Annotated in this window: 16 protein-coding genes; all 16 read left to right on the top strand. The window is 55.9% G+C overall.

The window, feature by feature from the left end:
- Window positions 1-125: 125 nt before the first annotated feature.
- The 16 genes from AB4090_RS13370 (at window position 126) to AB4090_RS13295 (ending at window position 14,763) form a co-directional block, all read left to right on the top strand.
- The gene (locus AB4090_RS13370; RefSeq protein ID WP_369574386.1) at window positions 126-1,181 is read left to right on the top strand and encodes a CoB--CoM heterodisulfide reductase iron-sulfur subunit A family protein; all 1,056 of its coding nucleotides are present in this window, start codon (window positions 126-128) and stop codon (window positions 1,179-1,181) included.
- A 5-nt stretch (window positions 1,182-1,186) separates the two neighbouring features.
- Window positions 1,187-1,981 (top strand): hypothetical protein, encoded by a 795-nt coding sequence (locus AB4090_RS13365; protein ID WP_369574387.1) that lies wholly within the window; start codon window positions 1,187-1,189, stop codon window positions 1,979-1,981.
- Between the two features lie 26 nt (window positions 1,982-2,007).
- On the top strand, window positions 2,008-2,727 hold the full coding sequence (locus tag AB4090_RS13360) for a 4Fe-4S dicluster domain-containing protein (RefSeq protein WP_369574385.1): 720 nt from the start codon (window positions 2,008-2,010) through the stop codon (window positions 2,725-2,727).
- Window positions 2,720-3,631 (top strand): CoB--CoM heterodisulfide reductase iron-sulfur subunit B family protein, encoded by a 912-nt coding sequence (locus AB4090_RS13355; RefSeq protein ID WP_369574384.1) that lies wholly within the window; start codon window positions 2,720-2,722, stop codon window positions 3,629-3,631. Before AB4090_RS13360 ends, AB4090_RS13355 begins: the two co-directional genes overlap by 8 nt.
- Before the next feature lie 69 nt (window positions 3,632-3,700).
- Window positions 3,701-4,147: a glycine cleavage system protein H gene (locus AB4090_RS13350; RefSeq protein WP_369574383.1), complete on the top strand. Its 447-nt coding sequence runs from the start codon at window positions 3,701-3,703 to the stop codon at window positions 4,145-4,147.
- A complete protein-coding gene (locus AB4090_RS13345) occupies window positions 4,144-4,539 on the top strand; it encodes a DsrE family protein (RefSeq protein WP_369574382.1) in 396 nt (131 codons plus the stop codon). Before AB4090_RS13350 ends, AB4090_RS13345 begins: the two co-directional genes overlap by 4 nt.
- A gap of 48 nt (window positions 4,540-4,587) precedes the next feature.
- Entirely contained in the window at window positions 4,588-5,025 is a 438-nt protein-coding gene (locus AB4090_RS13340; protein WP_369574381.1) for a glycine cleavage system protein H, read from the top strand.
- Between the two features lie 75 nt (window positions 5,026-5,100).
- On the top strand, window positions 5,101-6,228 hold the full coding sequence (locus tag AB4090_RS13335) for a radical SAM protein (RefSeq protein ID WP_369574380.1): 1,128 nt from the start codon (window positions 5,101-5,103) through the stop codon (window positions 6,226-6,228).
- Between the two features lie 19 nt (window positions 6,229-6,247).
- A complete protein-coding gene (locus AB4090_RS13330) occupies window positions 6,248-7,336 on the top strand; it encodes a biotin/lipoate A/B protein ligase family protein (protein WP_369574379.1) in 1,089 nt (362 codons plus the stop codon).
- Window positions 7,327-8,385: a geranylgeranyl reductase family protein gene (locus tag AB4090_RS13325; protein WP_369574378.1), complete on the top strand. Its 1,059-nt coding sequence runs from the start codon at window positions 7,327-7,329 to the stop codon at window positions 8,383-8,385. Before AB4090_RS13330 ends, AB4090_RS13325 begins: the two co-directional genes overlap by 10 nt.
- Window positions 8,386-8,411: 26 nt before the next feature.
- A complete protein-coding gene (locus AB4090_RS13320; RefSeq protein ID WP_369574377.1) occupies window positions 8,412-9,548 on the top strand; it encodes a radical SAM protein in 1,137 nt (378 codons plus the stop codon).
- 205 nt (window positions 9,549-9,753) lie between these two features.
- Window positions 9,754-11,124, top strand: coding sequence for an OmpP1/FadL family transporter (locus AB4090_RS13315; protein WP_369574376.1), 1,371 nt, complete (start codon window positions 9,754-9,756; stop codon window positions 11,122-11,124).
- Window positions 11,125-11,240: 116 nt separating this feature from the next.
- The gene (locus tag AB4090_RS13310) at window positions 11,241-11,645 is read left to right on the top strand and encodes a hypothetical protein (RefSeq protein ID WP_369574375.1); all 405 of its coding nucleotides are present in this window, start codon (window positions 11,241-11,243) and stop codon (window positions 11,643-11,645) included.
- Between the two features lie 14 nt (window positions 11,646-11,659).
- A complete protein-coding gene (locus tag AB4090_RS13305) occupies window positions 11,660-12,679 on the top strand; it encodes a lipoate--protein ligase family protein (protein WP_369574374.1) in 1,020 nt (339 codons plus the stop codon).
- 60 nt (window positions 12,680-12,739) lie between these two features.
- Window positions 12,740-13,369, top strand: a complete 630-nt coding sequence (locus AB4090_RS13300) for an IS607 family transposase (protein ID WP_369574373.1) — start codon at window positions 12,740-12,742, stop codon at window positions 13,367-13,369.
- Window positions 13,366-14,763, top strand: a complete 1,398-nt coding sequence (locus AB4090_RS13295) for a transposase (RefSeq protein ID WP_369574372.1) — start codon at window positions 13,366-13,368, stop codon at window positions 14,761-14,763. Before AB4090_RS13300 ends, AB4090_RS13295 begins: the two co-directional genes overlap by 4 nt.
- Window position 14,764: the final 1 nt, after the last annotated feature.

Here is a 14,764-nt window from a genome sequence, read left to right as displayed (position 1 = left end):
CCAAGGCCAAATTCCAGGAATATCTGAAGCAGGTCGAGCAAGGGAACGTGGAATACCTCTACAACCCCGAACTCGCGACGAACCAGAACATCAATATGAAGACGGGTGCTTGAGGAGAACGATCAGTGAGTGCACAAGATACGGTTTTGGTAGTAGGTGCGGGCCCAGCGGGTCTGTCGGCGGCGGCCACCGTGGCAGCCATGGGCAAGAAAGCGGTCATCGTTGAGAAAGAAGATGTTCTCGGTGGTGCGCCTATCATTTCTGGCTATGCCAAGTTGGTACCTTCGGGTGAGTGGGCCAAAGACGCGATTGGCCGTATGGTCAGCCGTGTGGAAGGCGACGGTAACGTCAGCATCCACAAGTCGACCAAGGTCACGCAGCTGGAGGGTGAGGCCGGTAACTTTACCGCTACCCTGAGCAACGGTGACAAGGTTGATGCTGGTAGCATCATCTTGGCCACGGGGTTCACCCACTTCGATTCCATCAATAAGCCAGAGTGGGGTTTTGGCACCTACGAGGACGTGCTTACTACGTCGCAGATGGAACAGATGGTTGCCACTGGCAAGATTCAGTGCCCTTCCGACGGTCGCGTACCTGAGCGCGTTGCCATCCTGCTCTGTGTGGGCTCCCGTGATCGCCAGATTGGCCGCGAATGGTGCTCGAAGATCTGCTGCACCGTGTCTGCCAACCTGGCTATGGAGATTAAAGAAATCTCCCCGAGCACGGATGTATTCATTTACTACATGGACATCCGTACCTTCGGCCTGTATGAAGACAAGTTCTACTGGAAGAGTCAGGAAGAGTTCAAGACCAAGTACGTCAAGGCACGTATTGCCGAGGTAACCAAGTCTCCCGATGGACGCCTGCTGGTGAAGGGTGAAGATACCTTGGTGAAGCGCCCGATCGTTATCCCCATGGATATCGTTGTGCATGCCATTGGTATGGATCCGAACGCTTTGAATCCGGAGATCGCCAAAACCTTTGGGATTGGTTTGGAAAAGCATGGCTTTGTTGATAAGGCCGAGCAGTACACCAACAGCCAGGGCACCACGCGCAAAGGTATTTACACTTGCGGCGCGTCCACGGGTCCTGAGGACATCGATACCTCTATCGCTCAGGGGCAGTCGGCTGGCTCGCGTGCGGTGGCCGATCTCTTCTCGGCGCAGAAAGTAGCCGTTTGATTCTGATGCAAGGAGAGTCCGTCGCTCCTGCCAAGTTGCCCATCGATCTTGATGTCGGCCTGCTTAAGAAATCGTTTTACGAGCTTGAGGAGGCCCTTGAGGGGCAGCAGGGTTTGTCCGAGTTGATTGCGATGCTGGAAGAGAAGGGGAAAGTGTTTCGCACCATTCTCTCTGGCATCGAGCAAGGCTTGGATGAGGAGCAAATGCGTGCGTTGGTGGAAAGTATGTTTACGGCGCGACGCAAACTCTGGCCTACTCTGCAAGAACTAGGGCCTCAAGTGGTGAGTTCCGCCATTGAAGACCTGCTTGCCGGGCATGGCGACTTGAACCAGCGCATGCAACGCTTTCAAGAAGCAATCCCGGCGCAAGGTAAGGCGCAGAGGGCATTGCGGGACATGGCAGCGGAACTGTTGCATTTTATGAATCCAGAAGCCTATCCGCTAATGACGCGTTGGGTTTGGGACCAAGGCACGAGCTCTGGAGCGGTACGGGAGTTTGTGCGTGGCGGTGACTACATTACCGATTTTCCCTTGGGGGAGAGTCCGGAGATGTTTGAAGGGGTTCGGGAATGGATGCGACAAGGGCTTTCAGAGCTCGGCGTCTATCGTGATCTGCCCTATCTCATCGACGTTTTGTTGGCGTACCAATACTCACAATACTTGCGGGCCATGGCAGAGGGGTTCCTGCGCTCAGATTTCGGCGGGCAATCAGACTTCATTGAGCAAATCCATAAGTTGTTGGGCGTGGAAACGCAGCGGCGTATGGGTGGCTCACGGGTCAAAGGCAAAGACGTTCACTAGTTTTCCAATTTTAGGAGTGCTTGGTTATGGCTATTCATGAGAAGACACTGATCGATCCCGATCGCATTCTCCAGTACGATCATCTGGTCGTAGATGGTGTGGATGTGTCAGGATCTTGGAATACCATGATCTCCCCTCGTACGTTAGTGGATTACGAGCCGGATTTCGAAAAGATCATTCAGAGTTACAGTGGTGGTGAAAACGTCCATCGTTGCTGGCAGTGTGGTTCCTGCACCAACTCGTGCACGATGTATGCCCAGAACGTGGACTTCAACCCACGCTACTGGATCTACCTGATTCGCTTGGGCCTCAAGGCCGAGTTGATGAAGGACAAGGACATCATCTGGCAGTGCGTATCTTGCAACAAATGCACCAACATCTGTCCCAAGGACGTCCGTCCTGAAGGTGTGATGAAGGCTACTGCGCACTGGCTGGAAGAAAACGGCTACACGCCCAAAACGTTGTCTACGCACTTTGATGAAGAGTTTACCCATCAGTGCCTAGAGTTTGGTCGCATCGAGGATACGGAAGTCATGATGGGCTTCTTTAAGCGCTCGGGCCAGCCACTGGTGCAGACCTGGATCATCAATTTCGGCAAGAATCTCAGCAAGCATATGCCGCTTGGCCAGTTGGCCAAGATGGGCCTCAACGTGGTTTTCCGTCCCAAGACGAAGTCCTGGGGTCGGACCGGTGAGGTGTTGGCTGAATACGTCAAGACGCAAAAGGAGGCCGCGCATCATGGCTAAGGTTGCATATTATCCCGGTTGTGCTCTGGAAGGCTCCGGCGGTCCGTACGATAAGTCCACGCGCGTGCTGGTCAAAGAGCTTGGTCTCCAGATGGAAAACCTTGAGGACTACAATTGTTGTGGCGCCATGGAGGTGAAGAATATTCACCCCATGTTGCAAACCTACATGTCCGCACGAAACCTCGCCATTGCCAGTAAATTGCAAGGCTGTGACACGGTTATGGCGCCTTGCAACGGTTGCTATCGCAACCTGAAGCAGACGGAGTATGAGTGTGCCACGTCCGATGAGACCATGAAGACGGTACAGGATCTCGCCGAAAAATCTGGTGATCCGGTGTACGATGGCGATGTGCGCAGTTTGCATGCGCTGGAGTGGTTTATGGAAGAAGTTGGCACGGATGGCATCAAGAGCCGCGTCAAGAAGAGCCTCAACGGGCTGAAGATCGCCAATTACTACGGATGTATGTATACCCGTCCGCGACAGATCTTTCCCGAGAAGGATCAGGGCCCTGGCTCGGAGTCTTCGTATGCTCCGCACTTCATGGATGACCTGCTCAATGCGGCGGGTGCAGTGGCGGTTGATTTCCCGCTCAAGACCGCCTGCTGTGGCGGCGCGCATACCCTGTCGGATTCCGACACCTCGACGCAGTTGGTGTTGAACATCTTGCAGGCAGCAGAGGACGCTGGCGCGGAAGTCATCGCTACGGAATGCCCAACCTGTCACTCTGGTTTGGAGATGCATCAGGTTCGTGCGGAAGTTGAGTTTGGCATCAAATCCAACGTCAAGGTTATTTACTTCACCCAGTTGTTGGGCTTGGCCATGGGTCTGTCGCCACGCAAGGTCGGTATTCCCGACAACGTGAGCGATTCCATGGATTTGCTCGCCGCCAAAGGCATCGTCTGACCGCGCGCGAAAAGGCGCCCCCTACCGGGGGCGTTTTTTTTCGTCGCAGCAAATAACGAGGAAAAGGCCATGGAGTGTAACGGGTGTGAATTTCGCGCCGAGCTCTACTATGACAAGGAAAGTCAGGTATGGGCGCGGCGAGAGGATGACGGCACGCTCACCGTGGGCATGACTGATATCTCACAATCCATCGCCGGCAAGATCCTGCATGTACGCGTGCGGCGGCCAGGGACTAGACGGCCTATCGGCAAACCGGTTGCTACCATTGAGAGTGGCAAGTGGGCAGGGCCAGTTCCCAATGTCTTTGACTGTGTGATCGATCTCGCCAATGAGGATGTCCTCGAAGATCCCAATCTACTGAACATCGAGCCATACGAGGCGTGGATTGCGCGCGTGCGCCCGGTTGCGAGTTTGGAAGTGGCGTTGAAAGACATGGTAACGGGCGATGCGGCGTTCGAGAGCTATAAGGCACGCTGTGTACGCGACGACATTCATTGTGAGCGGGGGATGAGATGAGCAGCCACTATTTCGAAGACGATGTAGAGAAGACCGTCGTTATTGTCATGACCAGCGGTCCGAGTACTGCGCATCGCTGTGCGACACCCTTCTATCTCGGTTCCTTGTTGTCATCCATGGACGCAGAGGTTAAGATTTTTTGCACCATGGAAGCGGTGAAGCTCATGGAAAAAGGTGTTGCCGAAAATATGGCAGCCATGGAAGGCGGCAAACGAATCATCGAATTCATTCGTGATGCCAAAAACGCCGGCGCGGAGCTCTATGTATGTCGCCCCGCATTGCCCGGATATGCCATGGAAGAGACGGGCCTGATCGATGAGGTCGACCGCGTAGCTTCAGCCGGTGATCTGGCCGATCTGATTTTATCGGTGGATCGCTTGTTATTTTTCTAAGGGATTCGTCCCTTTCTGTTATCTTCCGTACACCCTAAGGAGGGCAATATGGGTACTGTTCGTGGTTGTGAAATTCCTGAAGACCTGATGTACAACGTCGAAAACAATGTCTGGCTGCGCAAGGAAGACGATGGCAGCGTGACCATCGGCATGACCGCCTATGCTTGTGCCCTGGCTGGCCAGATCGTTTCCTACACTCCTAAGGCTGCCGGCAAAGACATCAAGAAAGACAAATCTGCCGCCACGGTAGAATCCGGAAAATGGGTGGGTCCGTTGAAGAGCCCGGTAGGTGGCACGGTTACCGCGAGCAATGACGACGTCGCCAAGGACCCTGGCCTGATCAACAAAGACCCCTACGGCAGCGGCTGGGTCGCCAAGTTGACGCCTGCTGATTTTGACGGCGATGCCGGCGAATTGAAGACTGGCGCTGATGCCCTGGCAGCATTCGAAGAGAAGATGAACGCCGACGGTTTTGGCGGCTGCTAAATTTTCTTGCTTCCGGTCAGCGGCTGCTTCGGCGGCCGCTGTCTCCATTTTTTCTGACGCAGGACGGACGAGTTCATGAATCCATGGTTAGACGCTGTTTCCCAGGTAGAAGCCCTTGAAGACCTGCAACTGGATGCCCGCTTGGTGGCGTCGATGCGGGAGCGTTGGCAAGGACTGTCGGGAAGCCAGATTGGGCGAATGAACTTCTACACACCATCTTTCCGTCATCACGAGACTTCGGAGTTGTCCACCACTAGTTGCGGGAAAAATGCCTTCCCCGCAATCTCGATCACCGGTGGCGACTGTAAACTGCAATGCGACCATTGCAAAGCAAAAATTCTTGAACCGATGATCCCCGTGCGCTCTCCCGAAGAACTCGATCGCCTTGTTGATCAGATCGTGCTGGATGGCGGACGCGGATTATTGTTGTCGGGTGGGTCCGATCACCAGAACGTCGTTCATTACGAGCCCTACTTCCCGACTGTTAGTAAGATCAAAGCACGCTACCCCAATTTGCAGATTGCCATGCATACGGGCATTGCCACGCCAGAATTTGCCCGCGGAATGGAGGACGCCGGTGTCGACGTCGCCATGATGGATGTCATTGGCGCCCAGGACACCATTTCTCAGGTCTACCACCTGCGCCGCAGCGTCGATGACTTTGAGGCGGCGCTGGAAGCCTTGGTTGCCACCAAGATGAAGGTCGTGCCACACATCGTCATTGGTCTGCACTATGGTGAGATGCTAGGTGAGTGGAATTCCCTGGAAATCGTGCAGCGGCATTTGCCCAGCGCCTTGGTGTTGGTGGTCATCATGTCGCAGTACGCCAGCCAGAGTCGGCCCTTTGCCACACCACCCAGCAACGAGGTCGGCAAGTACTTCATGGATGCGCGTGCTGCCTTACCCGATACCCCCGTATTGCTCGGCTGTGCGCGTCCCAGCGGCGTTCACCGGATGGAGACGGACAGTTACGCAGTAATGGCCGGTCTGAACGGTATCGCCTTCCCTTCCGATGGCATGCTCGCGCTGGCCAAACATCTCGATCGTGATGTCTTCGTTACCCCTTCCTGCTGCTCGATGATTGTGGGCGAAGAGGTCTTGGCACTTGGCGAAGAAAGCGGTGCCATTCCCCTTGACCATATCCCTGCTGCACCAAAGCGGCGCCCGGCGCTACGCGACATTCCCATCGTTGTGACCGCCTGAGCGGCACGGAGCGGCGATCATGCGTGAGCAGGAGATAGGGCAGATGCGCAAACAGGCGCAGTGGTCGGTAATTGATACTGGCCTGCGCGATGCTGACGAGAACATGGCCCTTGATCATGCCCTGATCGCCGCAGTGGCCGAAGGGGATTGTCCTCCCACCTTTCGCTTCTTGCATTTTCGCGATTGCGCGCTGCTCGGGCATCATCAATCCCCGCAGCAGGAGCTCGATCTTCGCTTTTGTGCCGAGGAAGGCGTTCAGATTCAGCGCCGACTGACCGGCGGCGGCGCGATCATCTTCGACGATACACAGCTCGGCTGGGAGCTGGTGTGTCGGCGCGAGGATCTTCCTGCGGGTGACATGAGTTTTCTTGCCCAGGAAATTTGTGAGGCCGCGGCCCTTGGTTTGCGGCAGCTGGGCGTAGATGCACAATTTCGCCCGCGCAACGATATTGAGGTCGATGGACGCAAGATTTCTGGTACCGGCGGCATCATCGATGGCAATGTCGTCCTCTTCCAGGGTACGGTTCTGATTGACCTGGATATCCCCCGCATGTTGCGCATCCTGCGCGTGCCAGCAGAAAAACTGGATTCTCATGCGATACAGTCGGTTGCTGAGCGCGTAACCAGCCTGCGAGCCTTGGCCGGACGTTTGCCTGACAAACAGGAAGTGAAAACTGCGTTGCTTGATGGCTTCCGTCAGTATTTTTCCTGGGATTTGCAAGAAACTGATGTCCCCGCGAGCGTGGAGCAGCATCTTCCCGAGGGCTTGGCTACGGTTCGCGATCCAGAATGGCTGCAGTTGCAGGACCGCCCTCAGAGTGAGCAGCCGTTTCTGCAGGCGGTGCATCGTGGCAGCGGCGGTATCTTGCGCAGCGAATTGCTCTGGGATGCACGCGGAAAGCGTATCCGCCAGATTGCGTTCAGCGGTGATTTTTTTATCCAGCCGCGGCGCGCCGTGCTCGATCTCGAAGCTGCCCTGCGCAATAGCCATATCGATGACTTGCCGCAGATTGTGGAGCACTGGTATCGCGATACGCCCGTTGATGCCTTGGGTCTGCAGCCGACGGATTTCGTTGCGGTAGTACGTGAGGCAGTCCCATGCGCATGATCGACTGCGATGTGCTCGTGGTTGGCGTCGGCCCCGCCGGTGCCGCGGCCGCACGGGCCACGGCTGCTGCCGGCCTGCATACGATTGCCGTCGATAAGCGCACAGAAATTGGTCTGCCAGTACAATGCGCCGAGTTTGTCCCTATGCCCCTTATGCGCACCGTGCACGAGACGCTGTCGCGGGTGCAGGAGGTCAGTGGCATGCTTACGGTTCTTCCCTCGGGCAGCGCCGTGCATTCGGAGTTTCCTGGTCTGATGATTGACCGCGCACGTTTTGATCAAGGGCTGGCAGATCTCGCCGAATCGGCTGGCGCCGAAATTTGGCGAAAGACCCAGTTTCGCTCCTGGGATGGCGAGGTTGCGCAAATCCAGTTTGATGGAGAAATGATCGGCGTGCGGCCACGCTTTCTCCTCGGTGCCGATGGCCCGCATAGTGCCGTGGCTGCGGCGTTGGGTTTGCCTGATCAGCCTGTGGTCTTTACCCGCCAGTACACGGTGCCGCTGTTGCAAGCATACTTTGATACCGACATCTTCCTTTCCGACGCCTTTCCTGGTGGCTATGCCTGGCTCTTTCCCCGTGGGCCGGTTGCGAATCTGGGTTTGGGGGCCGACCGCCGTTTTGAGAGCAATCTCAAAGCGCCTCTGGAGGCCTTGCATCAGCAAATGCAAGACCGCGGTATCGTCGGTGCAGAAATTCTGGGCCGCACTGGCGGCGCGATCCCGGTCGGTGGTATCCGTCCCATGGTCCATGAGCGCGCTTTGTTGCTGGGAGACGCTGCAGGTTTGACGCATCCCATCACCGGGGCAGGGATTCCGGCGGCCGTGATCAGCGGGGAGGCGGCGGGGCAGGCGGCAGTCGCCTGGCTTGCGGGCGATGGAGACGCCCTGGAAGAATACGCAGAGGATATGACGGACCAGTTTGGTCCTGCGCTCCAGCGAGCCGTGCAACGGCGGCTCGATTTGGAGGCCGCGTGGCATAAGCCAGCGGCACAGGATGATCGCGTGATGCGGTCTGGATGGATTGCTTTTGAGGAATATTTTGCCGCCTGAGGGCGGATTGTCGAGGAGGATTTCACATGAGTGCGGTAGCCCCGGAAACCAACCAACCCCTGAACTTCTATCGGCCTGACTACTTTGTCAAAACGCCGACCATGCGTTCTCCCGACTATGTGCAGCTGAGCACCGCGGCCGCTATCACCCTGGGACTGGTGCCCGGCGTGATGCACCGTACCAGCTGCACCCACTGTCTCAATCTGCTGATGACCTACCCGGAAGGCTGCCGTGCCAACTGCACCTATTGCGGTTTGGCCCGGCACCGCGAAGAAAGTCGGGACTACGCCGACCGCAATTTTATCCGCGTCGACTGGCCGACGGTGCGCGTTGACGAGATGCTGGAGCGGATTGCCGCCAATAGCGACAAGGGTCAGTTTGAGCGCATGTGCATCAGCATGATCACCCACCCGGATTCCGACTACGACACGCAGGTCGTACTCAAACGCTGGATGGAAGCCGCACCGCATATCCCGGTGTCGATCCTGTCCAATCCCACCACCATGGAAAAGCAGGATCTCATCACCTTGAAGGAACTCGGTGCGGATATCTTCACCGTGGCACTGGATGCGGTTACCCCGGAAATCTTTGAGCGTACGCGCGGCAAGACGGTACAGAGCCCCCATTCCTGGGATAAGTACTGGCAGGCGATTGAGTGGGCCGCCGAAATCTACGGCCCAGAAAAGTTTGGCGCGCACCTCATTTGCGGCATGGGTGAAACGGAGCAGGAGATTTTGCAGGTCTGCCAGCGTATGAAGGATATGGGCGGACACAACCACATGTTCGCGTTTTTTCCGGAAAAGGGCTCGATGATGGAAGACTGGGATCCGGTACCGCAGGATCAGTGGCGGCGCGTACAGTTGGGTCGCTTCCTGATCGACTATGCCGGTGGCCGTTTTGAAGACATGCGCTTCGACGAATATGGACGGGTGGAAGACTTTGGCTTCCCGCAGGCTGAGCTCAACGACATTATCGATTCCGGCAAACCGTTCCAGACCTCTGGTTGCCCCGGCAAGGATGACGAAGAGGTCAGCGCCTGTAATCGTCCCTATGGCGATTCTTCGCCCTCGGATATCCGTTCTTTCCCCTTCGCCCTCAACAAACAGGACGTGGAGATTGTGCGGCGGCAGATGCGTCTGAAGGATTTGCAGTTTCCTGGGTAAAAAGACCGGCGCTGAGTAGGGAAGGGGCCTGTGTGGCCCCTTTTCTCGTTCTGAAAATATTAGAATAAACTGATATTCAGTATAATCAAATCGCAGTATTTTCTCTCTTGATCAGCTAGAAAAAAACTTTGATTGTGACAGTTCTTGCAACACTTTGTTCTATCCGCCACAATCGAGACACGTTTTGACAACAGAGGGCGAGGAAGTGAAGAAAAATTCTGGAATCCTTAGTTTTGCAGTGGCGGCTGCGTTGGCGGCAGCAGGTTTCTCTGGTAGCGCGTTCGCCACCAACGGTTACCAGTTGATTGGTATCGGGCAATACGCCATCGGTATGGGTGGTGCAGTCGTTGCCGCTCCCGATGATCCACTGTCCGCTGCCATCAGCAACCCGGCGGGTTTGGCATTGTTGAAGCCCCAGGCGGCTTTCTCTGCCGAGATTTTTAACCCGACTCGCAAGACCAATATGGGAGCGGGAGAAATCGGCAGCCATACCAATATTTATGGTGTTCCAGCTATCGGTTGGGTAGCGCCAGCGTTTGGCGACGGCATTGTTTTTGGTGGTGGTGTGTACGGTACGTCTGGTTTGGGTGTGAATTATCTGCAGCAGATTCCCTCTCAGATTCCTGGCTACCCATCCAGCTACGCTCAGGCATTTAGCAGTATCAATTTTATGCAGATGGCGCCGTCTATCGCCATGAAAGTGGATCATCATCTAGCAGTTGGTGCTACTCTAAATATTGCTGCAGAGCAGGCGTCTTTTCAACAGACCATGACAGAGTATGCGCCGGGCACAATTCAGACTGCTAACGGTCCCCAGTCCATGGCCGTTCCGCTAACCGGTGGTCTGAATCTATCGAGTCCGTCTTGGGCCTACGGCGTTGGCTTTACGTTGGGCGCATTATACAAAGTAAATGATATGGTGACCCTGGGCTTTACGTACAAATCGCCCATTTGGTTCACTCCTTTGACTTGGCAGGCTGGTGCGCAGAACTTAGTACAGCAGTCCGGTCCTGCCGCAGGCTCTGGTGCGGCTGGTGCGGCTGGTCAATATAGTGGACATCTGAACTATCCCCAACAGATCGCCCTTGGGTTGGCTATCCGACCAACTCAACAGTGGTTGATCAGTGTGGAAGGTCAGTGGATTAACTGGGCATCCACGCTCAACAACTTTAAGATTTATGGTCCATGGGAAGCCTATTACCAAAATCAGCCAGTCAAAGGTATGTCGGATATGGCGTTGCCAACTCATTGGAAAAACCAGTGGGTCGCCAGCATCGGCACCCAGTACGATGTGAATCACTGGCTGCAAGTTCGGATGGGTTATAACTACGGCTCGAATCCCATTCAGGCTAATAACATTGGCAACAATCTGATCTTCCCGGCGGTAGTAGAGAACGCAATCACCTTCGGCTCGACGCAAAAGTTGGGCATGGGGTGGAAACTGACGGAAGCGTATATGCACGAATTTGCTAATACGGTTACCGGCGCAGCTGGAACGGCGCCCTTTGGCCCCATGGCACCTTCAGCAACTCTCGCCGAAAACTCCTTCGGCGTTCAGGTCGGTTACGACTTCTAAGACACCACCCCTCCTCAAGGGTGCGGGGGAGACGCAAGTCTCCCCTTTTTTATTGCCCGGGATCACCTCTGCACTTGCATCGTGTGCGCGCAGGCCAGACACTAGGCGCAACGTGAATGACTGAGGTGCACATGAAGACCATCCCGATTGCCGATGTAAGCAGTATCAAGAACGAACTGAACAAGTACAAAAAGGGCAAGAAGCTCGAGATCCCCCGTTTCAACCAACTGGCGCGTATGGGCTATATAGGACGCCTGATCATTACGCCCCTGGACCCAGAAGATCCCGCCTGTCAGTCGTATCTGGTACACGTACAGGAGCCTCAGGGTCTGGCGGCGCATTTTATTGAACTTGACGAGGATTTGCTCGACGCCATCCTGATTCTGGATGGTGAGCAGGCGATGGCTATCGCCGCCATTATGCAGCAAGGCGTGCAAGATCGTGCCAAGTGGCACGAAGAACTGAATGAGCGCGATTTTTACTTCTCCTCTTTTTACCGGCCCAAGGAACGCGCGGAATAGCGGATTTATCGCCCATGCCGGGTGAGCGAGAGACGCTGCGTTGGCTTGACCTTGGGCACCTTGGCGCTAGTGAATTGCATGTGGCCTATCAGGCCTTGGCCTCACTACGACGCGCCGACGCCCCCAGCCTACTCATACTGGCAAGTGCCGATCGGCACCTGAGCCTTGGTGCTTCCCAGGCGGCGGCGCTGGAACTGGAGCAGGCGGCTTGTGCCTCGCTTGCCGTCATCCAACGCCCCCTGGGCGGCGGTTTGGTGTGGGTGGAGCCCGCGCACCTGAACTACTTTCTGCTCGCCACCCCGACCGCTCAGCGCCGCCGCCCGGAAGAGTTGCTGGAATGGGTGGCCCCTACCATCCAGGCCGCATATGCACGGTACGGCTTACCGGTCGAACTGGTGGCTCGGCAAGAATTTCGCTGTCGCGGGCGACGGATCGGCAGTACTGGCGCCGCTACTATCGGCAACAGCTTGGTACTGGCTGGGAGCTTTTTGCTGCATAGCGACTGGTGCAGCTTTGTTGCCAGCGTTGCCGCCCCCACAGCAGAATTCCGCACGACACTGGGCCGCGCCTTGCGCGCCTCTCTCACGAGCTGGCAGGAAGAGCTGGTGGGGTCTGTAGTGCCGAGTCATGCCGAGCTAAAGACAGTGTGGAAAATGCAGTTACAGGCGCAGGGTTGGCTGGTAGAAGCAGACGATCTCCGTGCCGAGGAGCACGCCGCGTTGAAAAGCGCCGAATTGGAAGCAGTGGACTGGGAGAGTGGCGGGCGCCGTCGGGTGCGCGACGGAATCAAGCTGCGTGCGAATACCTTCTTGACAGAAAAACACTGGCCCGAGGGCTGGTTACGTATTTGGACAGAAGATGGCTGCTACCGCGAAGTGGAGGGTAATCTCTTTCCGCCGGAACTATGTTGGGCATTGAGCGGCGTACAGGCGCGGTCGCCTTTGCTGCCGAGTTTGATGGCAGGGTATCTGGGCGCCAGCGCCGGGCTTTGGCTAGAACGCCTGGAAGGCTTGGCCGTCTGGTCTGATCAGTAGGAAATAGGAGCAAATAACTGATGCTTTATTTATGTCCAGAACCGTCTATACTTACTCGATATGAGCAAGACATACAGCATGGGTGAGTTTGCAAAACGCATTGGCCGATCAACTCAGACGATTCGCCGATGGGAGCGTGAAGGGAAGTTGACTGCCAAGCGTCTCCCTTCCGGGCATCGGTACTTTGACGAGTCGGATGTGCGTCTGATGTTGGGGGGCGCCCCAGCGAAGCGGGCTACCGTCGTCTATTGCCGCGTGAGCAGCGCAGGGCAAAAAGACGATTTGGCCTCACAGGTGGGCGCCATGGAAACTTATTGTCGGGGCGGGGGGATCGCTGTGGACGAGTGGATACAGGAGATCGGCGGCGGCATGAACTTCAAGCGCAAGCGTTTCCTGGAGATGCTGGATCGTATCCAGCGTGGAGAAATTGAGAAACTGCTGGTGGCGCAAAAAGATCGCTTGGCACGGTTCGGGTACGACCTCATTGCGCATCTGGCGGCTGAAAATGGCTGTGAAATCGTGGTGGCCAACCAGGACTCCTTATCGCCGCAGCAAGAAATGGTTGAAGACCTGCTTTCCATTGTTCACACATTCAGTTGCCGCCTGTATGGGATGCGCAAATACAAGAAGCAAATTCGTGATGATTACCCGGAACACAAGCTGAAAGAACCCAAGGAGATTTTGCAGTGACCACGGTTACCCGCACATTACAGGCCGATGTTCCATGCGCCCTGCACGCGATCTGCAAGGCGATGGGCTTTGTGCGGGCGGACATCTGGCGGCGCTACGGCGGGTTGGGCACGATAGGGAAGTCGGCCAGCGATCTACGCAAAGAAATCACCGCGAAGCGCCTCTATAGCGATCTGCCAGTGGATGGCACCATTCGCAACGAAACCACCAAAGACATTATCAACGACGTGCTGCTCTACAAAGCAGCGGCCCAGCAAAAGGTCAGAAAAGCCATTGCCGCACGTGCCACTAGCGAATCGGAACGCAAGCGCCTTTTTACCCTGCTTCGCAAAGAGGAATGGCTGCCCGATAATTTCCTGCACCGGCAGATGCGAAAACACTTCCGGCATGGCGGGTCATACGTCGCTAATCAGTTTGTTGTCCGGTCGGATAAATACACCACCGAGATCGTTGACGGGCACTTGAACATCATCGTTCGCATCGCGGCAAAATATGGCGAACCTATTCGCCTGATTACCACGTCAATCGGCAAAAACGTCAAGCTGACCGGCAGTAACCTGCGAATCATCGTCAGGGATGGCTTCACAGAAATCCATCATGCCACGGACAAGGGTGCCGGGCGGCCTTGTGGCGATCAGGCGCTCGGCATCGACAAGGGCTACACGGAAGCCTTCACGGACTCAGATGGTGTGGCGCACGGCAAGGCATTCGGGGTGGTAATGACCGCCTACAGCGATAAGGCTTCCATCACGGGCAAGGCCCGGAACAAGCTGCACGCGCTGGAAAAGAAGCACCGGGAAGCCGGGCGCATTACCAAGGCGGACCGCATTGTTCTTAATAACCTAGGCCGGGTCAAACTGGAAGCCAGAAAAGAGCGTACCCAAAAGAGACTACGCACCATCGCTTTTCAGTCGGCGCACACTATCGTGGACAAAGCGGCAGTGGTCGTTTCGGAAGATTTAGCTTCTCCCTTTGCGGGAAAAAACGATTGGGGGAAGCGGTACAACAGACGTATGAGTGCATGGGCCAAAGGCGTGTTAGCTGAAGCCCTGGACTCCGTATGTACGCAGCGGCAGGCGGATCATCGCCTGGTGAATGCGGCCTATACATCGCAAATGGACTCAGTAACAGGTTTGCTGGAAGGCAGGCGTGTGGCTGACAAGTTTTACCGTGCAAACGGGGATGTGCTCCAGGCCGACCACAATGCTGCGTTGAACGTACTGGCGCGTATGAGTGACCCTGAAATTGGGCTGTACACCCATCACAGGGAAGTCAAACGCATCTTGTTGGCACGTTCTCCGGCGGAACTGACCGTCAAAGGGCTTGAGTTGGGCAAAACACCGCGTCAACCAAGTGCGGATAAATCCTCTGTACAGTTTCGTACAGGTTTTTAGG

It is taken from the genome of Acidithiobacillus sp. IBUN Pt1247-S3, assembly GCF_041146875.1.
GTDB lineage: Bacteria > Pseudomonadota > Gammaproteobacteria > Acidithiobacillales > Acidithiobacillaceae > Igneacidithiobacillus.
Note: the sequence above shows the minus strand (reverse complement) of the source record. Positions and strands in the feature narration are given on the sequence as shown.